The sequence below is a fragment of the Aminobacter sp. BE322 genome, from assembly GCF_050433525.1.
Taxonomy (GTDB): Bacteria; Pseudomonadota; Alphaproteobacteria; order Rhizobiales; family Rhizobiaceae; genus Aminobacter.
In genome coordinates this window covers 39,824-63,988 of the sequence record NZ_JBNPXB010000001.1, presented here as the reverse complement: position 1 = coordinate 63,988, position 24,165 = coordinate 39,824, and the positions used below count along the sequence as shown (strand labels likewise).

The following is a 24,165-nucleotide window of genomic DNA, read 5'->3' as shown; positions in this document are numbered from 1 at the left end:
AGGCCAGCACGACCGATGGCGCAGGCCCTTCCGGCGCGCATCCAGTGGTCCTAATGGACGATGCGCGGTGCCGTCGCTCGGAGGAGAGCACAGGCCGCAATTTTCAGGAGTGAGACGAGACATGACTTCCAGCATTCTGAGCCGGCGCGCGCTGTTCGCGGCCCTGATGTCGTTCACCGCGCTCGGCATGGGCGCGGCCCGGGCCGAGGAGACGATCAAGATCGGCGGCATCATGTCGCTCACCGGCTCCGGCGCCTCGATCGGCAAGAATGCCGAGGTCGCCTGGAAGCGGGCGATCGACGACATCAACGCGGCCGGCGGCATCCTCGGCAAGAAGGTCGAGCTGGTTCTGGCCGACACCATGACCGACCCGACCCATGGCGTGAGCGAGATGCGCCGCCTGATCGAGAGCGAAAAGGTGCAGGCCGTCGTCGGCCCGGCGACCAGCCAGGAAACCACGCCGCTGATGCCGATCGGCACCGAGGCCAACATCGCCCAGATCTCCAGCGCCGCCTCGACCCAGCTCACGCCGCAGGTCGGTCCATACCATTTCTCGACCTCGCCGATCGGCGCGAACCAGATGATCCCCAACATCGCCTATGCGCTCGATGTGCTGAAGCTGAAGAAGCTGGCGCTGATGTCCGACAATGGCGGCATGTCGAAGGCCGCCATCTCCGACATCGTCGCCTACATGAAGGGCAAGGGCGTCGAGCCGGTCGCCGTGCAGGAATTCGCCTTCCGCACCGAGGATATGACCCCGCAGCTGTTCTCGCTGCGCAATTCCGAGGCCGAGGCGGTGCTCCTGATCAACTCGATCGGCGACGATTCGCGCAAGATGCTGGAAAACCGCTACGACATCGGCTGGGACGTGCCGGTTCTGGCCAGCCTGACCATGACCAACTATGCCGTCGGCAACGCCGCCACGATCGGCAACGAGCCGTTCGAAGGCGTCTATTCGGTGCAGTTCGAGGGCATGACCTATTGCCCGGGCGATGCGCTCGGCGAGAAGGAATTCGCCAAGTTCGCGGCCAAGGCGAAGGCGGAGATTGCGGATCTCGATCGCATGGGCGGGCCCTCGGCCCTGGTGCCGTATTACATCCAGCCCTTCATCCTGGCCGCGGCCATGAACGGCTCGGGCAAGACCGACGGCAAGTCGATCGCCGCGTGGATCGAGGCCAATGCCGGCGAGATCAGGACGCTGACCGGCAAGCTGGCGGCGAGCGCGGACAGCCACTTCCTGCCTGCGGTGGAGAGCCTGAAGGTGGTGAAGAACCCCTATCAGCTGCGCGAGGACGGCCTGGTCGAGCGCGCCGACTGCGCGCAGTAGGCACGCCTGCGCTTCAACTATCCAAGGGCGTCGCCGGTCATCCGGCGGCGCCCTCTTTCGCTGTCTCATTCGATCGAACGATGCGTGGTGCACCGCGCCAAGCCATTCGTTCCTCTCGGGAAACCTTGCGGGGGCTGCCGATGGGAGATGGGCAACATCACCCCATCGCCTTGCAGTGAGGAGCTGACATGCCGCCCGCGCCTGGGGCAGCGGCGACGGCAATGCCTGGGCAGACGTATTTACCCAAGACGGTGTCTTCTGCGGCCACTACGATGTGCGCTACCGCAGGACCGAGGCGGGCTGGCGGATGGTTCACCGGCTCGAGGACCAGCACGCGATGCCCGGGGTCGTCGCTCAGCCTCGCGGCCAAAACGCAGCCGGCCGAACCGGCGCCGACGATGATCGTATCGAAATCGCTCATGCCGCGATGTCTTGCTCTCGGGCGCCGGCTCGCATCCCGCAAACGAACTAGCCCAGGCGAGGGTCGTGCCGGTCCAGCCCGGCATATGCGCTAGTCCGCATGGACGATGTTCGGCCCTCCCGCATCCTGTGATTTCTCCTTGAGGAGTCTCCGCGCCGAGAGTGCGTGGCGGCCTTGCGCGCACATCAATGCCGGCGCGCATCCAACCGGCAGCAAAGCCTACGTTCCTGGGGAGGAATGACATGAAGAAGTCCATTCTCGCGGCAGCCCTGCTGTTGTCGACCGCGCTGACTGCCGCTGCGCAGGACGCCAGCGTCAAGCTCGGCGTGCTCAACGATCAGAGCTCGTCCTTCTCGGCACTTGGCGGTACCGAGGTGGTCGAGGCGGTAAAGCTCGCCATCTCTGACTTCGGCGGCGAAGCTCTGGGCAAGCCGATCGAGTTGGTCTCGGCGGACCACCAAAACAAGCCGGAAATCGCTCTCTCCATCGCCCGCGAGTGGTTGGAGCGCGACAATGTCGATGCGATGTTCGATATCACCAACTCGGCGATCGCACTCAGCATCAACACGCTGCTCGGCGAGCAGAAAAAGCTCGGCTTCTTCGTGTCGCCGATGACCGACAAGATGACCGAGGCCGACTGCAACGGCTACGGGCTTGCCTGGGCCTATGATGCCTATTCGCAGGTGCGCTCGTCGGTCAGCGCCCAGCTCAAGGCTGGCGGCGAAACCTGGTTCATCCTGTCGCCCGACTACGAGGCCGGCAAGGTCATGGAAGCCGGCGTGAAGACGGCCGTCGAAGACGAAGGCGGCAAGATCCTCGGCCAGGTTCGCGCGCCGCTCGGCACCACCGACTTCTCCTCTTACATCCTCCAGGCCCAGGCTTCGGGTGCAAAGGTCCTGGCGCTCACCGTCAACGGCCCCGAGTTGGTCAATGCGCTGAAGCAGGTGCAGGAGTTCGGCCTGATCGACCAGGGCATGCGCGTGGCCGTCACCGTGCTGCACCAGTCGGATGCCCGTGCCATCGGCCTCGAGGCGCTGAAGGGCATCCAATTCGCGGCTGCCTGGTACTGGAACACCGACGACGCTTCCAAGCACTTCAAGGAAGAGATGCAGAAGAAGACCGGCAACGCGCCGGGCTGGGTCGCGGCGGGCGCCTATTCGGCCGCCACCAACTACCTGAACGCGGTCAAGGCCGCAGGCACCGACGAGCCGACCGCCGTGCTCGCCAAGCTTCGCGAGGGCAAGATCAACGACCTGTTCGCCAAGAACGCGACGCTGCTGCCCAACGGCCGCCTCGTGCATGACATGCAGCTTTTGGAAGTGCGCGCGCCAGGCGAGGCATCCGATGCGCAGGACGTGTTCAAGGTGGTGACCACGGTTCCGGCCGACGTCGCCTTCCGCTCGATCGACAAGAGCGCCTGCAAGCTGGCCAAGCAGTAAGGGACCGGATGCCGGGTTGCAGCCTTGCGGCCCGGCATTGCCGTCTCAGGGGAGCGACGACGTGCCCGGCTATCTGATCTTCGAGATCGAGGTCACCGACGAGGCGACCTGGAAGCACTACCGCGAGGTTGCCGGGCCGATCATGGCCGCCGGCGGCGGCCGCTTCGTGCTGTCGAGCGACCGCATCGACAGCCTTGAGGGCGGCTGGCAGCCGGCATCGATCTCGGTGGTCGAGTTCCCGAGCGCCGAGGATGCCCGGCGCTTCTACCACTCGGACGACTACCAGAAGGTCATGGCGCTGCGGCAGCTCGCATCTCGCGGCAAAGGCATCCTCGTCGACTCGTGAAGTGGCGAGAGCGGCACAGGTCGCACACATCCGAAAGCATAGTGGAGGACAAGGTGCGACAAGGCACTGCGGACGACTACATCATCGAGGCGTCTGGGCTCAGCCGGTATTTCTACGGCTTCGCAGCCGTGAAGGACGTCGACCTCAAGGTCCGGCGCAACACCATCCACGCCCTGATCGGCCCCAACGGTGCCGGCAAGACGACGACGTTCAACCTGATCACCAAGTTCCTGCAGCCGAGCGAAGGCACGATCCGCTACAACGGCGAGGACATCACCGCGCTGAAGCCGGAAGAGGTGGCGCGCAAGGGCATCGTCCGCTCGTTCCAGATCTCGGCAGTGTTTCCGCGCATGAGCGTGCGCGAAAACGTGCGCATGGCGCTGCAGCGTCCCACGGGCACCTCCTACCGCTTCTGGCAGAGCGAACGCTCGCTCGGCGTGCTCGACGACCGCATCGACGAGTTGCTCGACGCCGTCGGCATGCTGAACTATCGCGACCACGTCGCCGTCAACCTGCCCTACGGGCGCAAGCGCGCGCTCGAGATCGCCACCACGCTGGCGCTCGATCCCGAGATGCTTTTGCTCGACGAGCCGACCTCGGGCATGGGCCACGAGGACGTCGACCGCATCGCCGAGCTGATCCGCAAGGTTTCCGCCGACCGCACCATCCTCATGGTCGAGCACAATCTGTCGGTCGTTGCCGCCCTTTCCGACACCATCACGGTGCTCGCGCAGGGGCGCGTGCTGGCCGAGGGCAATTACGAGACCGTGTCGCGCGACCCGCGCGTTGTCGAAGCCTATATCGGTGGCGCAGATGACTGAGACTTCCAAGGTGGTGCTCGACATCGCCGACCTGCATGCCTGGTACGGCGAGAGCAAGGCGCTGCACGGCATGAACTTCGACATCCGCGAGGGGGAACTCGTGACCCTGCTGGGCCGCAACGGCGCCGGCAAGACCACGGCACTGCGCTGCATCATGGGCCTGGTACGCAAGAAGACCGGCGCCATCACCTATCGCGGCGAGAACGTCGCTGTGCGCGCGCCCGAGATCATCGCCCGGCGCGGCATCGCCTATTGCCCGGAGGATCGCGGCATCTTCTCGAGCCTGTCCGTGGCCGAAAACCTGGAATTGCCGCCGGTCATCGCCAGGGGCGGGATGACGGTTGACGAGATCCTCGAACTGTTCCCCAACCTCAAGGCACGCTGGCAGAGCCCGGGCACGAAGCTTTCGGGCGGCGAGCAGCAGATGCTGGCCATCGGCCGCATCCTGCGCACCGGCGCGAAGCTTTTGATCTTCGACGAACCGACCGAGGGCTTGGCGCCCGTCATCGTCAAGCAGATCGCGGTCGTGCTCGAAAAGCTGAAGGCGAGGGGCTTCACCATCCTTTTGGTCGAGCAGAACTTCCGCTTCGCCTCGAAGCTCGCCGACCGGCATTTCGTCGTCGACCACGGCAAGGTGGTCGAGCGCTTCAGCCGCGACGAACTCGCCGGCAACGAAGCCAAGATTCAAGCTTATCTCGGGGTGTGACAGCCATGCTGGACCTGATTGGCGTTCCGCCAACCCTTCTCTTCGGCCAGCTGCTCGTCGGCCTGATCAACGGCTCGTTCTACGCCATGATGAGCCTGGGCGTGGCGATCATCTTCGGCATGCTGCGCATCGGCAACTTCGTCCATGGCGCGCAATACATGCTGGGCGCCTTTGGCGCCTGGTACCTGCTGCGCCTGCCCGAGCTGTTTCCCGGGCTCGGCCTGCCTTCCATCGGCTACTGGTGGGCGCTGGTCATCGTGCCGCTGGTGGTGGCCGTCATCGGCGCGCTGATGGAGCGCATCTTCATCCGCCGCGTCTACGACCTCGACCATGCCTACGGCCTGCTGCTCACCGTCGGTCTCGCCATGGCGATCGAAGGTGCGTTCAACGTCTATTACGGCGCTGCCGGCCAGATGTATTCCGTGCCCGATACGCTGAAGGGCGGCATCAATCTCGGCTTCATGTTCCTGCCGACCTATCGCGCCTGGGTCATCGTTGCGGCGATCGTCGTCTGCTTCGGCACCTGGTACACGGTCGAGCGCACCAAGCTCGGTTCCTACCTGCGAGCCGCCACCGAAAACCCCGATCTCGTCCGGGCCTTCGGCATCAACGTGCCGCGCCTGCTGATGCTGACCTATGCCTTCGGCGTCGGCCTCGCCGGTTTCGCCGGTGTCATGGCGGCACCCATCTACCAGGTCAGCCCGCAGATGGGGCAGGGCATCATCATCACCATCTTCGCGGTGGTGGTGATCGGCGGCATGGGCTCGATCTTCGGCGCCATCGTCTCCGGCCTGATGCTGGGCGTGATCGAGGGTCTGACCAAGGTGTTTTATCCGCAGGCTTCGTCGACGGTGATCTTCGTCATCATGGCGCTGGTGCTGATCTTCCGCCCGGCCGGCCTGTTCGGCAAGGAAACCACGAGCCATTCGGTCGCCGACGTGTCTTCGGGGCGCTCCGGCAGCTTCCTGGAGAACGGCCGCCTGTGGCTGGCGATCTTCACCATCGGCGGCGGCGTGCTGCCGTTCGTGATCTACCCGGTCATGGGCATGAAGATCCTGGTGCTGGCGCTGTTCGCGCTCGCCTACAATCTGATCTTCGGTTACGTCGGCCTGCTCGCCTTCGGCCATGCCGCCTTTTATGGCGCGTCGGCCTATGTCACCGCCCATGCAGCGGCGGCCTGGGGCCTGCCGACCGAACTCTGCATCCTCATGGGCGTTGCGGTTGCCACCGCCATCGGCGCGCTGTTTGGCTGGATGGCGATCCGCCGGCAAGGGTTGTACTTCGCCATGATCACGCTGGCGCTGGCGCAGATCATCTATTTCTACGCAATTCAGGCGCCCTGGACCCATGGCGAGGACGGCATCCAGTCTGTGCCGCGCGGTACCTTGTTCGGCGTCATCGACCTCTCGAACACGCTGAACATGTATTACGTGACGCTCGTCGTGTTCCTGGTCGGCTTCGCCTTCGTCTGCCGCATCGTGCACTCGCCCTTCGGCCAGACGCTGAAGTCGATCCGCGAGAATGAGCCGCGCGCCATTTCGCTCGGTTACTCGACCGACCGCTTCAAGCTGATTGCGTTCACGCTTTCGGCGATGCTGTCGGGCGTGGCAGGCGGCCTCAAGGCGATCATCTTCCAGCTGGCGTCGCTGGCCGACGTGTTCTTCATGACCTCGGCCGACGTGCTGCTGATGACGCTGATCGGCGGCGTGGGCACGCTGCTCGGACCGGTGTTTGGCGCAGCCGTGCTAGTGACGCTGCAGCGTGAACTGGCTACGCTCGGAGCCTGGGTCGTCGTCGTCCAGGGCGTCATCTTCGTGCTGTGCGTCTTGTTCCTGCGCAAGGGCATCGTCGGCACGCTGGAGGAATTCCTGGCAAACCGCGCCGAGCGCAAGGCACAGGCGAGTGCCAAGCGGCGTGAACCCGCCGCCAAGGTCGAGGTGGCGCAATGAGCGCGCCATCGACAATCGTCATCGGCATGGGGCCTGGTCTTGGCCAGGCGCTGGTCAGGAAGTTCGCATGCGAGGGCCATCGTGTCGCCTTCGTCGGGCGGCGCGCCGAGGCGATCGTGCGTTACGAGCAGGAGCTGCTAGCCGAAGGGCTCGACGTGGCAGGTTTTACCGGCGACGCCGGCAGACCCGAGGACATGGACCGTGTGCACGCCGCGATCCGCGAGCGGCGCGGCGATGCCGAGGTGCTGATCTACAACGCAGCGATCATCGAGCCGGCGCGGTTCGCCACGCCGTCGCGGCTGGGCGAGGTGAAGTACGGCACCGCTGACGGCTGGCGCTCGCATGGCGAGGCTGCCAGCGTCGACTATGTCGTGGACGCCTTCCGGACCAATGTTGCTGGCGCGCTGCACGCGGCTCAGGCGGTGGCGCCCGGCATGATCGAACGCGGTCGCGGCACGATCCTTTTCACCGGCGGCGTGCTCGCCTTCGGCCCATGGATCGAATGGGGCGTGACGTCGATGGGCAAGGCGGCCCTGCGCAGCCTCGGGCACTCGCTGGAGAAGGAGCTGTCGCCGTCGGGCATTCATGTCTCGACCGTCGCCATTCACGGCACGATGCAGGCGGGCACACCCTACGACCACGACCTGGTCGCCAAGGCCTACTGGAAGCTGCACGTCCAGCCGCGCAAGCAATGGCAGCCGGACTTCCATTTCAAGCAGGATGCCGAGGACGGCGGGGATCCCGACGCATGAACAGCCCTTCGATCCGGTTTGACGGCAAACGGGCGCTGGTGACCGGCGGCGCCAGTGGTATCGGCGAGACGGCGGCGAAGCTGCTGGCCGATCTTGGCGCAAGCGTCGTCATCGCCGATCTCAATCGCGAGCGATTGGATGAGGCCGCGGCGCGCACCGGATCGGTCGGTGTCACCCAGGGTGATGTCGCGAGCGAGGCTGACGCCGAGCGCATGGTCCAGGAAGCGATCTCGAAGCTCGGCGGAATAGACCTCGTCTTCAATTCCGCCGGCATCGGAGACGATCTGGTGCCCGTGCACGAGCAGTCGGTGGAGCGCTGGCAGAGAGTGGTCGACGTCAACCTGAAGGGCACCTACCTGATGTGCCGCGCGGCGTCGCGGCCGATGCTCGCCCAGAGGAGCGGCGCCATCGTCAACGTGTCGTCCATCGTCGGGCTCGGCGGATTTCCGCGCCGCTCGGCCTATGCCGCGGCCAAGGCCGGCATCAACCACCTGACGCATACGCTGGCCTGCGAATGGGGCCCGTCGGGCATCCGCGTCAACGCCATCGCGCCGGCTTACACGCGCACGCCGATGGTCGAGGCGCTGCTCGAGCGCAAGGCGTTCGATCCGACCATTCTTGAACGGCGTACGCCACTGGGCCGCCTGGCGCTGCCGGCCGAGATGGCGCAGGCGGCCGTGTTCCTGCTGTCGGACTGGGCGTCCTACATCACCGGGACGGTGCTGCCCGTCGATGGCGGCTGGAGCGCTTTCGGCGGCGCGGGCGAAGTCGCAACCGCCTGAGACGGTTTCAATCGACGTTGAACTTATACTCGCAACTTGCTGACTTCGAAAGAAAAAGGCCGCACAGTGTGAGACCTTTTCGCTGCTGGGTACCAGAAGCTCACTTGCTCCGGAAGTTGTCCAGCCTGTTTTCGCGCAACGCCAGCACCAGTTCGCGCTTGCGGATTTTGGCTGCCTCGACCGGCATGGTGTCGATGAAATGCACTGCGCGCGGCGCCTTGTAGGCGGCGAGGCTTTCGCGGCAGTAGCGGATCAGCTCTTCCGCCGTGGCATCCTGGCCCGCGGTCTTGACGATGACCGCGACCGGAATTTCGCCCTTGCTCTCGTCGGGCGCACCTACCACCGCGCACATGGCGACCGCCGGGTGCTTGTAGAGCAGTGCCTCGATCTCGAGCGGATAGACGTTGTGGCCGCCGGCGATGATGACGTCCTTCTTGCGGTCGACGATGAAGAGATAACCGTCCTCGTCGACATAGCCGAGATCGCCCGATTTCCAGCCGCCGTTGCCGAATGCTTCCGCAGTCGCCTTCTCGTCCATCCAGTAACCCTGCGAGACGCAATCGCCCGAGATGATGACCTCGCCGATCTCGCCCTGCGGCACGGCATTGCCCTCGTCGTCGACGATCGAGATGCGCGAGCTGCCGACCGGCAGGCCGGCCGAGCCCGGCTTGCGGATGCCAGCGGTCGGCTCCATCACGTTCTGGCCGCTGGTCTCGGTCGAGCCGTAGACCTGGGTGACGCGTGCGCCCGACAGCTCCTCGAAACGGCGGATGACCGGCTGCGGCACCGGCGAGCCGCCGGTCGTGCAGATACGCAGGGACGACAGGTCGTGTTTCGCCGGATCGACCTCGTTGACCATGTAGACATACATGGTCGGCGTGCCGCCGAAATAGGTGGCCTTATAGCGGCCGATGTCGGCGAGCACGCGGGCAGTATCCCAGCGCTCGTGCAGCACGATGGTGCCGCCGGTGTAGAGACACAGGTTGAGCGTCACCGTCAGGCCGAAATTGGTGAACAGCGGCACGGCACAGAGATAGGTTTCGTCGGCGAAGCGCGTGCGGTGCGACACCATCATGTCGCGCAGCGTCGAGCACTGGTTGAACTGCGACTGTGCCGCGCCCTTGGGCGCGCCCGTCGTGCCCGAGGTGAAGAAAAGGGCGCAGATATCGTCGATGTGGCAGGCGGCATCCTCGAAGGTCGAAGGCGCTGCTGCCATCAGCGTGGCGAGATCGTCGGCGCTGCCGTCACCTGACGCGACCAGGCAATGGGCGAGGTCGGGGAACTCGGCACGGATTTCGGAGAAGTAGGACCAGGTCGAACCATCCGCGATCAAAGCCTTCATCCCGGTCTGGGCGACGATCTTGCGTAACTCGGCATGGCGGAACATGGCGCTGAGCGGGGCAGGGATCGCACCGAGCCGCTGGCAGGCCCAGAAGCCGATGGCCATCATCGGCGTGCTCGGCAGATAGAGGCCGACGCGGTCGCCCTTGGAAACGCCGCGAGTCTTGAGAACATTGGCCAGCTGGGCCGTCAGTTCGGAAAAGCGCGCATAGGTGATCGTTTCCTTGTCGGTGACGATGAAGTTGCGCTCGCCGATCAGCCGCGCGTTCCGCGCCAGCACCTGGCTCAGGATTTCCATGCTCGTATTCCTGCAGTCGAAATTGGGACTTTTGGGGCGACTTCAAGACCCGGCGGTCGGTACAGACATCGTCTGCACAGACTAAGCCAGGTCAGGGGCACCGGTCACGAAATCAGGATGCCGCCGTCGATGGGGAGCTGATGGCCGGTCATCTTCCGCGATTCGTCGGAAGCCAGGTAAAGGGCCGCATTGGCCACATCGATTGGTTCGGCGATGCCGAGCAGATAGGCATCGAACTGTGCCTTGAGGTGCGGTTCGCGCTCGAAGAAGCCAAGCACGCGGTCGGTGGCGACGGCACCGGGCACCAGCACGTTGACGCGGATGTTGTCCTTGGCGAACTCGACCGCCATCGATCGCGTCAGCGAGATGATGCCGCCCTTGGCCGCAGAATAGGCGTCGCGGTTGGGAATGCCCATGGCGCCGACGATGGACGAACAATTGATGATCGAGCCGCCGCCGGATTTCTGCATCAGCGGGATGGCGTTGCGGCAGCAGACCCAGGTGCCGAACAGGTCGAGCTTGATGCAGCGCCAGAACTCCTCGAACGGCGCGACAGTCACCGGGCCGTCTGCCGAGCTCGAGCCGCCGGCGTTGTTGTAGAGCACGTCGAGCCGGCCCCAGGCGTCCATCACCGTCTTGAACGAGGCCTCGACGCTGTCTGGCTCGGTGACGTCGGTCTCGACATAAAGGGCCGCGCCACCCGATGCGTTGATGGAGGAGGCGATGGCCTCGCCCTTCTCGCGGCTGCGGCCGGCGACGGCGACCTTGGCGCCTTCCTGTGCAAACAGCCTTGCGGCTGCCTCTCCGATGCCGCCGGTTGCCCCGGTGATGAATGCGACCTTGCCTGCCAGACGGGCCATGTTTGTTCTCCTCGAAACTGTACCCGCGAACCTGCGCGCGCGAGCGTCGGCAACATCGTCCGAAGGGACTAAAATTGCCGCGCAATTCCGCCGTTTTGCGCGCGAAAAGCAGGGTTCCTTGCGACTAGTCCCATCAGACGATGTTAGCGGTCTGCCCCTGTCCCATTCCTTGCCTCGATTGAAGAATTTGGCAGTGCCGAGATGGCAGCAGGAAGCGGCGTAAGGACATGAAGGCAGTGATCTGCAGGGAGTTCGCCCCAAGGGCGGAACTCAGGATCGAGGAGATCCCCGAACCGGTGGCAAAGCCGGGGCAGGTGGTGATCCGCATCGAGGCATGCGGGATCAACTTTTTCGACGGGCTGATGGTCGAGGGCAAGTACCAGACCAAGCCCGAGCTGCCGTTCACGCCGGGCAGCGAAGCCGCCGGCACGATCATCTCCGTTGGTGAGGGTGTCGAGCGCCTGAAGGTCGGCATGCGCGTCCTGGCGTTCGCCGGCATCGGCGGATATGGCGAGCAGGTCGCGGTCGATGCCTGGAAGGTGTTCCCGATCCCGGCCGAGATGAGCTTCGTCGAAGCGGCTGGTTTCCTGATCACCTATGCGACCTCACATCACGCTCTCAAGGATCGTGCGCAGATCAAGCCGGGCGAGACCCTGCTGGTTCTGGGCGCTGCCGGTGGCGTCGGGCTGACGGCGGTCGAACTGGGCAAGCAGATGGGCGCACGCGTCATCGCCGCGGCCTCCAGCGACGAGAAGCTTGAGCTCTGCCGCCAATACGGTGCCGACGAAACGATCAACTACTCGACCGAGGACCTGCGCCAACGGCTCAAGGATCTGACCAACGGGCAGGGCGTCGACGTTGTCTATGACCCGGTCGGCGGCGCGATGACGGAAACGGCCGTTCGCGGGCTCGCGCTGTTCGGCCGGCTGCTTGTCATCGGTTTTGCCGCCGGGGACATCCCGAAGATCGCGCTCAACCTTCTGCTGCTCAAGCAGTCGGCGTTGATCGGCGTGTTCTGGGGCGCCTTTGCGCGCTCGGCGCCGGACAAGAACGCCGAAAACATCGCCGAGCTGATGGACTGGTTCGCCAGGGGCAAGCTCAGGCCGCACATCTCGGCGGAATATCCGCTCGACCGCTTCGCCGAGGCGCTCGACGTCGTCATGGAACGCGCCGTCAAGGGCAAGGTCGTTCTGGTGACGGGCAATTCAGGACATAGCAGGGAAGGAGTGCCGGCATGACCGAGCTGCTCGCAAAGGCCGTTTCGGTCGCCAAGCAAGGCAACATTCTGGTCGCGACCGTCGACAACCCGCCGGTCAATGCGCTGTCGCATTCGGTGCGCTCGGGCCTGATCGAGGCCGTGAACGCGCTGGAGGGCGACGCCGATGCCCGCGCGATGGTCATCCTGTGCGAAGGACGGACCTTCATCGCCGGTGCCGACATCCACGAGTTCAAGAAGCCGATGGTGGCGCCGTTGCTCGGCGAGTTGATCGATACGCTCGACGCCGCGACCAAGCCGATCGTCGCCGCGATCCATGGCACCGCACTTGGCGGCGGCCTCGAAGTTGCGCTCGCCTGCAGCTACCGCATCGCGCTCGAAGGCTCGAAGGTCGGCCTGCCGGAAGTCAAGCTCGGCATCCTGCCCGGTTCGGGCGGCACGGTCCGCCTGCCGCGCCTCGCAGGTGTCGAAGAGGCGCTGAAGATGATCAGCGAAGGCGGCCAGATCTCGGCGCGCGACGCCCGCGACAAGGGCATCCTCGATGAAGTCGTCTCGGACGACCTCAAGGCCGCGGCCATCGCATACGCCGAGAAGGTCGTCGCCGACGGCGCCAGACTGCGCCGCACCAGCGACCTGCCGGTGCCGGCGTTCGACGCGGCCGTACTCGAGACCAGCCGCGCGGCATTGGCCAAGAAATACAAAGGTTTCAAGGCACCTCTTGTCGCCGTGGATCTGATCAAGATGGTGACCGAGACCCCGGTCGCCGAGGCCATCGCGCTCGAATACAAGACCTGCAAGGAACTGCTGGTGTCGCCGCAGTCGAAGGCGCTGCGCCACATCTTTGCCGCCGAACGCGAAGCGCTGAAGATCGGCGGCGTCGATGCCGAGGTGAAGCCGCGCGACGTCGGCAAGGTCGCCATCGTCGGTCCCGGCACCATGGGCCGCGGCATCGCTGCATGTTTCCTCAACATCGGCATTCCGGTGACGCTGATCGGTCTGTCGGACGAAGGCCTGGAGTCTGCAGCCAAGTCGATCGGCAAGATCTACGAGGGCAGCGTCAAGCGCGGTTCGATGACGGCCGACGAGATGGAGCGCCGCATGGCGCTGCTGTCGCCGACGACGGCCTACGACACGCTCGGCGACGTCGACCTGGCGATCGAGGCGGTGACCGAGGACATGGCGGCCAAGAAGGACGTGTTCGCCAAGCTCGACGCGGTGCTGCGCGACGACGCGATCATCGCCACCAACACCTCGTTCCTCGACATCGAGGTACTGGCGGGCTCATCGAAGACCCCGGCGCGCGTCGCCGGCATGCACTTCTTCAACCCGGCCAACGTCATGAAGCTGCTCGAGAACGTGCGGGCGGCGAAGACGGCTCCCGACGTGCTTGCCACGACGACGGCGCTGGGCAAGCGCCTGGGCAAGGTGCCTGTGATGGTCGGGCGCTCCGAAGGTTTCGTTGCCAACCGCATGCTCTCCAAGCGCACGCGCGAGGCTCAATTCCTGCTCGAGGACGGTGCGACGCCGCAACAGGTCGACCGCGTGCTGACCGCCTTCGGCTTCCCGATCGGCCCGTTCGCGCTGGCCGACCTCGCCGGCATGGACATCATGGCCGCGGCGCGGGCGGCACGCGTCGCCCGCATGTCGCCGCGCGAGCAGCAGTGCAACATCGTCGACCGGCTGGTGGCGGCAGGCCGCCTCGGCCAGAAGTCAGGCGCGGGCTATTACGTCTATGACGAGAACCGCAAGGCTTCGCACGATCCGGCTGTCGACGAGCTGCTCGACGCGCACCGCAAGGAACGCGGCTTCACCGCGCGCACCATCACCGACGAGGAAATCCTCGAACGCTGCCTGTTCGCAATGGTGAACGAGGCGGCCAGGATCCTCGACGAGGGTGCAGCAGCGCGGCCTGGAGACATCGACGTCATCTGGACCAACGGCTTCGGTTTCCCGACTTATCTGGGCGGACCGATGTTCTACGCCGACCAGATCGGCCTGCCCAAGGTCAAGGAGGCGCTCGACAAATACGCCGGGCTCGTGGGCGACCAATATTTCAAGCCGGCCGCGCTGATCGAACGGCTGGTTGCCGAGGGCAGGGGCTTCTACGGCTGAGCCGTATCCCCGCCGAACCAAGAATGAAGAACAGACGGACTAGGATGCTATGAACAAGGAAATGGACCTGAAAGCGGTCGTCGCGCAGCTTCGCGACGGCATGACGATCGGCTTCGGCGGCTGGGGTCCCCGGCGCAAGCCGATGGCGCTGGTGCGCGAAATCCTGCGCTCGGACCTGAAGGACCTGACGCTGGTGGCCTATGGCGGGCCGGAGATCGGCATGCTCTGCGCCTCGGGCAAGGTCAAGAAGCTGATCTACGGCTTCGTCTCGCTCGACGCGATGCCGATCGAGCCCTACTTCCGCAAGGCGCGCGAAGCCGGCTCCGTGACGGTCAGCGAACTGGACGAAGGCCTGTTGCTGCTCGGCCTCCAGGCTGCCGGCCACAACCTGCCGTTCGCTGCGACCCGCGTCGGCCTCGGCTCCGACGTCATGAAGTACAATCCTGATTTCAAGACGGTGAAGTCGCCCTACGCTGACGGCGAGGTGCTGCTCGCCATGCCGGCGATCAAGCTCGACGTTGCGCTGATCCACGTCAGCCGCGCCGACCGCCTGGGCAACACCCAGACCGACGGTCCGGACCCGTTCTTCGACGGCCTGTTCGCCCGTGCCGCCGACAAGGTGTTCGTCACCACCGAAGTGCTGGTCGACCGCATCGACGCCGAATATTCCGACAAGGCCAAGAGCCAGCTTTTCGAGCGTTGCCTGGTCACCGGTGTCGTCTCGGCTCCGCTCGGCGCGCACCCGACCGCCTCGCATGACGCCTATGGCTGGGACATGGGCCACCTCAAGGACTACGCCGCATCGGCGACCGAAGAGGGCGGCTGGCAGCGCTATTTCGACCAATATGTGAAGGGCGGCGAGGCCGGCTACGCCGCGAGCGTTGGCGGCGAAGCCAAGATCCGCGCCCTGCCGCTTCCCATTTTCTGATCGGACACGACATGACGACTGCAAAAGAATTCACGCTTGCCGAACTGATCGTAGCGGCCGGAGCGCAAGCCTGGGCCAACGACGGCGAAATTCTCGCGACCGGCATCGGCCCGCTGCCGCGCCTGGCGGCCGGCCTCGCCAAGCTGACCTGCGCCCCCGGTATCATGATGACCGACGGCGAGGCCTATCTGGTCGAGGACCCGATCCCGCTCGGGCCGCGCGGCGACTACAAGCCGAAGTTCTCCGGCTGGATGCCCTATGGCCGCGTGTTCGACAGCGTCTGGAGCGGCCGCCGCCACGCCATGGTGACCCCGGTGCAGGTCGACCGCTACGGCCAGGGCAACATCTCCGCGCTCGGCGGCGAGTTCCAGAAGCCCAAGGTCGCCATGCTCGGCGTGCGCGGTTTCCCCGGCAACTCGATCTGCCACAAGAACTCGATGTTCCTGCCCAGCCACTCCAAGCGCACCTTCGTCGAAGGCGAGGTCGATGTGGTGGCGAGCGTCGGCTACAACGCCAGGAACTGGCCGGAAGGCACCAAGCCCGCCGACGTCAAGCTCGGCGTGGTCATCACCGACCTTTGCGTGTTCGACTTCAATGGCCCCGACCACGCGGCCCAGGTGCTGTCCCTGCATCCGGGCGTGACCTTCGAGCAGGTGCAGGACGCCACCGGCTTCCCGCTGCTGCGCGCGGAGGGCATGACCATCACGGCCGCCCCGACCGAGGCGCAGCTGGAGATCATCGCCAGGCTCGACCCGCACAATGTCCGCGCCACCGTGCTGAAGGGCAATCCCGCCGGCGTCCGCGCCGCGTGACGACATCGGCCGCCGGCATCGTTTCCGCCGGCGGCTTCTTCCCGGAATAGCAGTGGCGGACGTGAGATGGACTTCGAATACAGCGCAAAGACCAAGGACCTGCTCGAAAGGCTGAACGCCTTCATGGACGAGCATGTCTATCCCAACGAACGCCGCTACCACGAAGAGGTCGAGGCCGATCGCTGGGGCCATCCGCCTGTTCTCGAAGTACTCAAGGCCAAGGCCAAGGCCGCAGGCCTCTGGAACCTGTTCCTGCCCGATTCCGAACACGGCGCGGGCCTGACCAACACCGAATATGCGCCGCTCTGCGAAGTCATGGGCCGGGTACATTTCTCGTCGCAGATCTTCAACTGCTCGGCGCCCGACACCGGCAACATCGAGACCATCGAGCGTTACGGCACCGAGGAGCAGAAGGCGCGCTGGCTGCCAGGCATGCTCGACGGCACAGTGCGCTCCGCCTTCGCCATGACCGAGCCGGACGTGGCGTCCAGCGACGCGACCAATATCCAGAGTTCGATCGTCCGCGACGGCGACGACTATGTCATCAATGGCCGCAAGTGGTGGATTTCGGGCGTCGGCGATCCGCATTGCGAATTGCTGATCTTCATGGGCAAGACCGATCCGGGTGCTGCCAAGCACCAGCAGCAGTCGATGATCCTGGTGCCGATGGACACGCCAGGCATCAAGGTGCTGCGTCCGATGTCGGTGTTCGGCTACGACGACGCGCCGCACGGCCACATGGACATGCTGTTCGAGAACGTGCGTGTGCCCGCGTCCAACATGCTGCTCGGCGAGGGCCGCGGCTTCGAGATCGCGCAAGGGCGCCTCGGACCTGGCCGCATCCATCATTGCATGCGCCTGATCGGCCTTGCCGAGCGCTGTCTCGAACTGATGTGCCGCCGCGTGAAGAGCCGCGTCGCTTTCGGCCGGCCGATCGGCGAGCAGTCCGTGACGCTGGAGCGCATCGCCGAATCCCGCATCCTGATCGACCAGGCACGCCTGCTGACGCTGAAGGCCGCCTACATGATGGATACCGTCGGCAACAAGGCGGCGCGCGCCGAGATCGGCATGATCAAGGTCGCGGCCCCGAACATGGCCTGCAAGGTCATCGACTGGGCCATCCAGGCGCATGGCGCGGCCGGCGTGTCGCAGGACTTCGTGCTCGCCAACTACTATGCGCATGCCCGCAAGCTGCGCTTCGCCGACGGGCCGGACGAGGTGCACCGCAACCAGATCGGGCGCCTCGAGCTCGCCAAATACGCCGACTGACCGGGGAGGGCGCGCCATGGATGCCAGCCGTTTCGTCGGCACCGAGCCGCTCGCCGCCGACAGCAAGATCGACGTCGCGCGGCTGCATGCCTACCTCAGGGCCAACATCGATGGCTGCGAGGGGGAGCTTTCGGTCGAGCGCTTCCGCGGCGGCCAGTCCAATCCGACGATGCTGCTCAGCTTCGACGGCAAGCGCAGGCTGGTGCTGCGCAAGAAGCCCGACGGCAAGCTGTTGCCCTCGGCCCATGCCGTCGACCGCGAGTTCCGGGTCATCAGCGCGTTGCGCGAGACCGACGTGCCGGTGGCCGGCGCACGGCTGCTCTGCGACGACGAGACGATCGTCGGCGCGATGTTCTACGTCATGGACTTCGTCGAAGGGCGCTCGTTCTGGGCGCCGGCCTTGCCCGACCAGTCGCCGGCCGAGCGCAAGGCGATCTACATGGAGATGAACCGCGTCGCGGCTGCCCTCCACAAGACAGACTACAAGGCGGTGGGCCTCGAGGATTTCGGCAAGCCTGGCGACTATGTCGCGCGCCAGGTCGCGCGCTGGACCAAGCAGTACCGGGCCTCCGAGACCGAGACCATCGAGGCGATGGATCGGCTGATCGAATGGCTGCCCGGCAACATTCCGCCGGAGACCCGCACCTCGCTGATCCACGGCGATTTCCGCATCGACAACATGCTGTTCCACCCGACCGAAGCGCGGGTGCTGGCGGTGGTCGACTGGGAGCTGTCGACGCTGGGCGAACCGATGGCCGATTTCGCCTACCACATGCTGACCTGGCGGCTGCCCAACACGCCCTATCGCGGGCTCGGCGACCTCGATATCGAAGAACTCGGCATTCCCGATGAGCGCAGCTACCGCGATGTCTACCTCAAGGCGACGGGGCAGGAGGGCGTGTCGGATCGCCACTGGTACGCCTATCTGGCCTACAGCCTGTTCCGCGTCGCAGGCATCCGGCAGGGCATCATGAAGCGCGTGGTCGACGGCAACGCCGCGAGCGCCCATGCCCGTGAAGCAGGCGCCCTGGCGCGGCCGGTGGCCGAGTTCGGCTGGCGCTACGCCGAACTCGCGATGAAATCATAAGGGAGGATCGACATGAGCGGACTGTATCCGGCCGAGGGAGCGGCCATCGTCATCGGCGGCAGCGGCGGCGTCGGCGCCGAGATCTGCCGCGTTTTGGCGCGCGACGGCTGCGACGTGGCGCTGACCTACCACAGCAACCAGGCCAAGGCCGAAGCCGCCGCGGAAGCCGTGCGTGGCGAGGGCCGCAAAGCGTCCATCCACAAGCTCAACATCGAGGACGTCGAGGCGACCCGCGCCTTCATCGACGGCGTCGCCGAAGCCAATGGCGGCGTCCACACCGTGGTCTATGCCGCCGGGCCGCTGGTGCCGCTGATCCATCTCAGCAAGATCGAGCCCGAACAGATGCGAAAGCACCTGATGCAGGACGCGTTCGGCTTCTTCAATGTGATCCATTACGCAATCCCGCATCTGCGCAAGGCGCGCGGCTCGATCGTCGCCTGCCAGAGTTCGGCGCAATATCGCTTCGCCGCCGCCGATGGTCTGTCTGTCGTGCCGAAATCGGCGGTGCATGCGCTCATGAAGGGCGTCGCCAAGGAAGAGGGCCGCTACGGTATCCGCGCCAACGGCGTGGCCCTCGGACTCATCGAGACCGGCCAGCACACCGAGCTCAGCAAGCTCGGCTACATCGACGACAAGTACATGCAGGCCGCCGCCATGGCCACGCCGCTGCGCCGCAACGGCAAGGCGATCGACATCGCCGAGGCCGTTTCCTTCCTCGCCTCCAGCCGAGCCGGCTTCATCTCCGGCGAAGTCATCAACGTCGATGGCGGTTATCACGTCTGATCGTTTCCTCGGCGCGGGCTCCGGTGTCCGCGCCGCCGTCTCCGCAGCGGGCTTTCGCAATTGATGCGTTGCGGATCCGCCGTTAGTCTTTTCAGACGATGTTCGGTGGCCCCGTCGCTCCTAGCAAGTAGTTGGAAAACTTCGGTTCCGGGCGCTTCGCAGCAGAAATGACCTGCGCATTTGCTGCCCGGTTCCCCGCCGAAAACAACTGTTCTGGAGCAATCCTTTGCGCGAAGCCGTCATCGTTTCCGTCGCCCGCACTCCCATCGGCAAGGCCTTCCGTGGTGCCTTCAACGACACCGAGGCCCCGGCGCTCTCCGGCCACGCCGTGCGCGAGGCTGTGATCCGCGCCGGCATCGCGCCTGATGCGGTCGAGGATGTCGTCATGGGTTGCTCGGCACAGCAGGGCACCCAGGGCTACAACATCGGTCGCCTGACGGCCGCCGCCGCCGGTCTGCCCGACAGCGTGCCCGGCATGTCGATCGACCGCATGTGCTCGTCGGGCCTGATGGCCGTGTCGATCGCGGCCAAGCAGATCATCGTCGATGGCATGGAGACCGTCGTCGCCGGCGGTGTGGAATCGATCAGCCTGACCCAGAACAAGCACAAGAACAGTTTTCGCGCCCGTTCGCAGGCCGTCACTTCGCAGTGGCCGCACATGTACATGACGATGATCGAGACCGCCGAGATCGTCGCGAAGAAGTACGGCATCAGCCGCGAGGCACAGGACGAGTTCTCGCTGGCGAGCCAGCTGCGCACCGCCTCCGCCCACCAGGCCGGACGCTTCGACGACGAGATCGTGCCGATGGCGTCGCGCAAGCTGGTGGTCGACAAGGAGACCAACGAGGCCAGCTTCCACGACGTGACGCTGACGCACGACGAAGGTTTCCGCGCCGACACCAATCTCGAGGGCCTGGCCAGGTTGAAGCCGGTCTTCGCCGACGGCGAGGTGATCAAGCTTGGCGAATACGTCACCGCCGGCAACTCGTCGCAGCTGTCCGACGGTGCCGCCGCGCTCGTGGTCATGGAAGCCAGGCGCGCCGAACAGCTTGGCCTCAAGCCGCTGGGCGCCTATCGCGGCATGGCGGTCGCCGGCTGCGCGCCCGAGGAAATGGGCATCGGCCCGATCTTCGCCGTGCCGAAGCTGTTGCAGAAGCACGGCCTCAAGGTCGACGACATCGGGCTCTGGGAGCTCAACGAGGCCTTCGCCAGCCAGGCCGTCTATTGCCGCGACACGCTGGGCATCGACCCGGACAAGCTCAACGTCAATGGCGGCGCCATCGCCGTCGGCCATCCGTTCGGCATGACCGGCGCCCGCACCACCGGCCATGTGCTGATCGAGGGCCGCCGTCGCGGCGTAAAATACGGCGTCGTCACCATGTGCGTCGGCGGCGGAATGGGCGCTGCAGGCCTGTTTGAAATCTTCAACTGACCGGACAAGTCCAAGACATCGGCCGTGCGCCCGGCGGGCGCGCGACGCACCTTGGGGAGGGGAAGATGACCACAACCGATCTTGGACAGGCACAGGGGCTGAAGCCCATCCTCGGTCCCGCGATCCAGCTCGGCTTCGTCGTCCGCGATATCGAAAAGGCAATGCGTCACTGGATCGACGTCTTCGGCATCGGTCCCTTCATCTTCATGGAGCGCGGCGTCAGCCAGCCCGTAAGCACGACGTACCATCGCGGCCAGCCGGTCGAGGTCGAACTGCGGCTTGCCTTCGGCTACATGGGCGACGTGCAGATCGAGCTGATCGAGCAGACCAACGACGCCTCGTCGCCCTACACGGAATTTCTCGCGTCCGGCCGCGAGGGCCTGCAGCATCTTGGCTTCTGGGTGCATGACCACGCCGAGGCGACCGCCAAGGTGGAAGCCGCGGGTTATTGGCGAGACTACGAAATCCGCGTCGCCGGCCAGGATCAGTCGATCCTCTACTATCGCTCGCCCGACCTCTACGGGCCGATGCTGGAGATCGTTCCGCCGATGTGGCGCCGCTCGCGCCAGGCGGTGCTGGATCATATCCGCGCCTACACCGGCTCCGACCCCGTCATCCGCTTCGACACCTACAGCGCCTTCATCCAGCACGCCGGCGTGAAGTTCGATTGAACTGATCGCGCCAAGCCATTGGCCCGAAGTGGGAATTTGTCGCCGATTCTTACTTCACCAGCTTTTCCAGCTCGTCGATCTGCAGGCGCAGGCCGGCAATCGTCTGGCGTACCGCCTCGGCGTCGCGCGGGCGATCGTCATGGGCGCGCAGGCCGGCCAGCGCCATGTCGGCGATGATCTCGCCGATCTCCATGGGGGTCTTGGCGCCTGACGGCGAGTACCAGCGCGACGTCCAGTTGGCCATGCCGATCACGGCAAAGGCCGTGACTTTGGGGTCGACGGTCCGAAACTCGCCACTGGCGATGCCATCGGAAATGCAGCGCACGTAGAAGTCGTAGATGTGCCGGCGACCCTGATTGTAGATCGGCCCGAGCGCCTCGGGGATCTGGGTTTCGAGCCGCGACAGAAGGATGAAGCGCGAGCCCGAGGAGAGGCGCCGAACGATGCCGTCGACAATGGCGCGGCGCAGCCGCTCCGAAGCCGACAGGCCGGGTTCCTCCATCAGTTCCTGCAGCCGGTGCGAAGGCGTCAGCGCCTCCGATTCGACCAGCGCCGCCAGCATCTCCTCCTTGTTGCGGAAGTAGTGGTAGACGGCCGAGCGTCCCAGGCCGAGCGCCTGGGCGATGTCGTTGATGCTCGTCTGGGCATAGCCCTTGCTGTCGAACAGCTCGGCGGCGATGTCGATGAGCTGCTCGCGCACCAGTTCCTTGCGCGGGTTCGTGGCGGCGCGCGCCAGGCCGTCGCGATCGAGGGTGTCCGTGCCGTTCCCGCCTGCGTCCATCTGCGCCATACGCACCATCCTGCTCACCGCCAGACCTCCCGTCCCGTGGGGCGTGCAGCCCGCGATCCCGAAGCGATCAACCTTGGGTCGAATCGTTCGCCGCCCTGGCTTCTGGCGCCACGGAGTATAATACGGTTCGCCACCGTGTAAGCCTGCGGCGAGGCAGGAATTGTCGCACGCTCGACAGGCATCGTCATTGGTCCGCATTCTCGGTATGTGAAATGGGCTGGTAGAGAGGCGTGCCGAACAGCGGGCGGCGTGATTCCGGGCGGCGCCCGTCGGCATCCACGACACCGTAGCGGCTGGCGAGTTCGGTCGAATAGAAGGTGCCGCCGCTGAGCATCATGGCATCGCCCGCCTTGTGGATCGCCGCCAGGATGCGCCCGATGAAGAACGGCGTTTCGATATGCGGCAGGTTGCCGGCGTTGTCGCCGACCACGCCGCCCGCCGCGATGCCGGCAAGCGTACGCTCGGTGCCGATCAGCCCTGGCCAGAGTGAGATCGCCGCGACGTTGAAGGGCCGCAGCTCATGGGCCATGTCGTGGGCCAGCTTGTCCTGGCCGGCCTTGCCGACGCCGTAGGGCAGGCTGTGGCGATAGACCTTGCCGCCGGGCCCGGAGGTGTTGGCGATGAGGCCGGACCGCCGGCGGACCATGAGAGGTGCGGCGAAGTGGCTTGCGGCATAGCTTGAGCGCAGCCCGACATCGATCATGTCGCGCCACAGCGACAGCGGGCGCTCCCAGAAGTTGCCGTCGGGCACGGCCCAGTCGGGCATGGCGAAGGCGTTGTTGACGAGCAGGTCGAGCCGGCCCTGTTCGGCGGCGACGCGCTTGAACAGCGCTTCGGTCTGGCCGTCATCGAGATGATCGCACAGCGCGACGACGCCCTTGCCGCCGGCCTGGTCGACCGCTTCGGCAGTGTCGCGCACCGTGCCGCCCCACGGGCCGATGGCCTTGCGGTCGCTGCGGCCGGTGCAATAGACGGTGAAGCCGGCCTCGCCGAGGGCAATGGCTATGCCTCGGCCGAGACCCCGGCTCGCGCCGGTGACGACCGCGACCGGCCGGGTGCTTTCTGCGCTGCTCAATTCGGCTTCCTTGCATAACCGAGGCCGAGCGGCTGCTGGTTGCGGACGAGCGTCTCGGCGAAGGCTGCGCCTACCGCCTCGTAGCTCCAGTCGCCCTCGAGCACCGGCTCGGCGATCAGCGGATGGGTGACGAAGGACAGCTGCTTGCCGGCAATGCGGACGACCTGGCCGTTGATCTTTTCGGCGGCGTCGGAAAGCAGGTAGCTGACGACCGGCGCATTGACGCCGGCGTCGGGCAGGGCGGCATAGTGCACCTCGCGGCTGGCAGCCTGCTCGGCCATCAGCGCCTTGTTCTGGGCGGCCATTGCCGTTTCGGCCAGAGGCGACAGCGCATTGACGCGCACGCCGGTGCCGCGCAGTTCCATGGCCCAGCTGTAGGTGAGGGACGCCACGCCGCCCTTGGTGGCGCCATAGCCGCCGAGGGCGACGTCGCCGGCCTGCGAGCCCGATGCGACGTTGATGATCGAGCCGCCCTTGCCGGCGGCGAGCATACGCCGTGCCGCATGGCTGGCGCAGGCTGCGGTGCCGATCAGGTTGATCTCGACCATGCGGCGCATGTCGGCCTCGGTGAGGTCGAGGATCTTGCCGATGCGCAGGATGCCGGCGTTGTTGACGATGCCGGTGATGGCGCCGAAGGCATCGATGCAGGCGTCGACGAGCGACTGTGCATAGCTCCAGGACGAGATGTCGCCGGCATGCGCGACGGCCTTGCCGCCCGCGCTCGCGATCGAATCGACCGTCGACTGAGCCGCTTTCGCGCCGATGTCGTTGACGACGACCGCCGCACCTAGCCCGGCCGCGTGGCGCGCATAGGCAGCGCCCAGGCCCGAACCGGCGCCGGTGATGACCACCGCCTTGCCCTCGAGTGATTTCATGTCGTGTCCTCCGGACGGCCACCATGACGGCACGTGCCGGTCCGTACATCCCACGTTCGGACGATGCCAGCAG

At 65.6% G+C, this 24,165-nt stretch carries 22 protein-coding genes and 2 pseudogenes; 18 read left to right on the top strand and 6 right to left on the bottom strand.

Annotation, left to right across the window (positions count from 1 at the left end):
* Positions 1-121 precede the first annotated feature (121 nt).
* Positions 122-1,327, top strand: coding sequence for an ABC transporter substrate-binding protein (locus tag J2X50_RS00295; RefSeq protein WP_429090468.1), 1,206 nt, complete (start codon positions 122-124; stop codon positions 1,325-1,327).
* Positions 1,328-1,646: 319 nt separating this feature from the next.
* Here J2X50_RS00295 and J2X50_RS00290 read toward each other — a convergent pair.
* Positions 1,647-1,748 (bottom strand): annotated as a pseudogene (locus J2X50_RS00290) (NAD(P)-binding protein); the annotation flags it as partial.
* A gap of 242 nt (positions 1,749-1,990) precedes the next feature.
* On the opposite strand from J2X50_RS00290, the gene J2X50_RS00285 reads away from it, so the two are divergent.
* The 8 genes and pseudogenes from J2X50_RS00285 (at position 1,991) to J2X50_RS00250 (ending at position 8,543) form a co-directional block, all read left to right on the top strand.
* On the top strand, positions 1,991-3,187 hold the full coding sequence (locus J2X50_RS00285; protein ID WP_429090467.1) for an ABC transporter substrate-binding protein: 1,197 nt from the start codon (positions 1,991-1,993) through the stop codon (positions 3,185-3,187).
* Between the two features lie 61 nt (positions 3,188-3,248).
* Complete coding sequence (locus J2X50_RS00280) at positions 3,249-3,533, top strand: DUF1330 domain-containing protein (protein WP_429090465.1); 285 nt, start codon at positions 3,249-3,251, stop codon at positions 3,531-3,533.
* Positions 3,534-3,586: 53 nt separating this feature from the next.
* On the top strand, positions 3,587-4,354 hold the full coding sequence (locus tag J2X50_RS00275) for an ABC transporter ATP-binding protein (RefSeq protein WP_429090463.1): 768 nt from the start codon (positions 3,587-3,589) through the stop codon (positions 4,352-4,354).
* Positions 4,347-5,060, top strand: a complete 714-nt coding sequence (locus J2X50_RS00270) for an ABC transporter ATP-binding protein (RefSeq protein ID WP_429090461.1) — start codon at positions 4,347-4,349, stop codon at positions 5,058-5,060. Before J2X50_RS00275 ends, J2X50_RS00270 begins: the two co-directional genes overlap by 8 nt.
* 5 nt (positions 5,061-5,065) lie before the next feature.
* A pseudogene (locus tag J2X50_RS00265) lies at positions 5,066-5,974 on the top strand (branched-chain amino acid ABC transporter permease); the annotation flags it as partial.
* A gap of 126 nt (positions 5,975-6,100) precedes the next feature.
* A complete protein-coding gene (locus J2X50_RS00260) occupies positions 6,101-7,009 on the top strand; it encodes a branched-chain amino acid ABC transporter permease (protein WP_429091795.1) in 909 nt (302 codons plus the stop codon).
* Entirely contained in the window at positions 7,006-7,761 is a 756-nt protein-coding gene (locus J2X50_RS00255) for an SDR family NAD(P)-dependent oxidoreductase (protein WP_429090459.1), read from the top strand. Before J2X50_RS00260 ends, J2X50_RS00255 begins: the two co-directional genes overlap by 4 nt.
* Positions 7,758-8,543 (top strand): SDR family NAD(P)-dependent oxidoreductase, encoded by a 786-nt coding sequence (locus J2X50_RS00250; protein ID WP_429090457.1) that lies wholly within the window; start codon positions 7,758-7,760, stop codon positions 8,541-8,543. Before J2X50_RS00255 ends, J2X50_RS00250 begins: the two co-directional genes overlap by 4 nt.
* Positions 8,544-8,643: 100 nt before the next feature.
* On the opposite strand, the gene J2X50_RS00245 is transcribed toward J2X50_RS00250, so the two are convergent.
* Together J2X50_RS00245 and J2X50_RS00240 are read right to left on the bottom strand one after the other, a co-directional pair.
* On the bottom strand, positions 8,644-10,182 hold the full coding sequence (locus J2X50_RS00245) for a class I adenylate-forming enzyme family protein (protein ID WP_429090455.1): 1,539 nt from the start codon (positions 10,180-10,182) through the stop codon (positions 8,644-8,646).
* A gap of 104 nt (positions 10,183-10,286) precedes the next feature.
* Positions 10,287-11,042, bottom strand: a complete 756-nt coding sequence (locus J2X50_RS00240) for an SDR family NAD(P)-dependent oxidoreductase (RefSeq protein WP_429090453.1) — start codon at positions 11,040-11,042, stop codon at positions 10,287-10,289.
* Positions 11,043-11,269: 227 nt separating this feature from the next.
* On the opposite strand from J2X50_RS00240, the gene J2X50_RS00235 reads away from it, so the two are divergent.
* From J2X50_RS00235 to J2X50_RS00195, 9 genes are all read left to right on the top strand, one after another.
* Positions 11,270-12,280, top strand: coding sequence for an NADPH:quinone oxidoreductase family protein (locus tag J2X50_RS00235; RefSeq protein WP_429090451.1), 1,011 nt, complete (start codon positions 11,270-11,272; stop codon positions 12,278-12,280).
* Complete coding sequence (locus J2X50_RS00230) at positions 12,277-14,370, top strand: 3-hydroxyacyl-CoA dehydrogenase NAD-binding domain-containing protein (RefSeq protein WP_429090450.1); 2,094 nt, start codon at positions 12,277-12,279, stop codon at positions 14,368-14,370. The genes J2X50_RS00235 and J2X50_RS00230 overlap by 4 nt, the downstream gene beginning before the upstream one ends.
* 49 nt (positions 14,371-14,419) lie before the next feature.
* Positions 14,420-15,298 carry a CoA transferase subunit A gene (locus tag J2X50_RS00225; RefSeq protein ID WP_429090448.1) on the top strand — a complete coding sequence of 293 codons (879 nt, stop codon included), beginning with the start codon at positions 14,420-14,422 and terminating at the stop codon, positions 15,296-15,298.
* A gap of 11 nt (positions 15,299-15,309) precedes the next feature.
* Positions 15,310-16,110: a CoA-transferase subunit beta gene (locus J2X50_RS00220; protein ID WP_429090446.1), complete on the top strand. Its 801-nt coding sequence runs from the start codon at positions 15,310-15,312 to the stop codon at positions 16,108-16,110.
* Positions 16,111-16,176: 66 nt separating this feature from the next.
* The gene (locus J2X50_RS00215) at positions 16,177-17,379 is read left to right on the top strand and encodes an acyl-CoA dehydrogenase family protein (protein ID WP_429090444.1); all 1,203 of its coding nucleotides are present in this window, start codon (positions 16,177-16,179) and stop codon (positions 17,377-17,379) included.
* Positions 17,380-17,395: 16 nt separating this feature from the next.
* A complete protein-coding gene (locus J2X50_RS00210) occupies positions 17,396-18,466 on the top strand; it encodes a phosphotransferase (RefSeq protein WP_429090443.1) in 1,071 nt (356 codons plus the stop codon).
* A gap of 12 nt (positions 18,467-18,478) precedes the next feature.
* Positions 18,479-19,249: an SDR family NAD(P)-dependent oxidoreductase gene (locus J2X50_RS00205; protein WP_429090442.1), complete on the top strand. Its 771-nt coding sequence runs from the start codon at positions 18,479-18,481 to the stop codon at positions 19,247-19,249.
* Positions 19,250-19,475: 226 nt separating this feature from the next.
* Positions 19,476-20,681, top strand: a complete 1,206-nt coding sequence (locus tag J2X50_RS00200) for an acetyl-CoA C-acyltransferase (RefSeq protein WP_429090440.1) — start codon at positions 19,476-19,478, stop codon at positions 20,679-20,681.
* Between the two features lie 65 nt (positions 20,682-20,746).
* Positions 20,747-21,352: a VOC family protein gene (locus J2X50_RS00195; protein WP_429090439.1), complete on the top strand. Its 606-nt coding sequence runs from the start codon at positions 20,747-20,749 to the stop codon at positions 21,350-21,352.
* A 49-nt stretch (positions 21,353-21,401) separates the two neighbouring features.
* Here the strand turns inward: J2X50_RS00195 and J2X50_RS00190 are convergent, their stop codons facing one another.
* From J2X50_RS00190 to J2X50_RS00180, 3 genes are all read right to left on the bottom strand, one after another.
* The gene (locus J2X50_RS00190) at positions 21,402-22,142 is read right to left on the bottom strand and encodes a TetR/AcrR family transcriptional regulator (RefSeq protein WP_429090437.1); all 741 of its coding nucleotides are present in this window, start codon (positions 22,140-22,142) and stop codon (positions 21,402-21,404) included.
* Between the two features lie 184 nt (positions 22,143-22,326).
* A complete protein-coding gene (locus J2X50_RS00185; protein ID WP_429090436.1) occupies positions 22,327-23,217 on the bottom strand; it encodes an SDR family NAD(P)-dependent oxidoreductase in 891 nt (296 codons plus the stop codon).
* On the bottom strand, positions 23,214-24,092 hold the full coding sequence (locus J2X50_RS00180; RefSeq protein WP_429090434.1) for an SDR family NAD(P)-dependent oxidoreductase: 879 nt from the start codon (positions 24,090-24,092) through the stop codon (positions 23,214-23,216). The genes J2X50_RS00185 and J2X50_RS00180 overlap by 4 nt, the downstream gene beginning before the upstream one ends.
* Between the last annotated feature and the right edge of the window lie 73 nt (positions 24,093-24,165).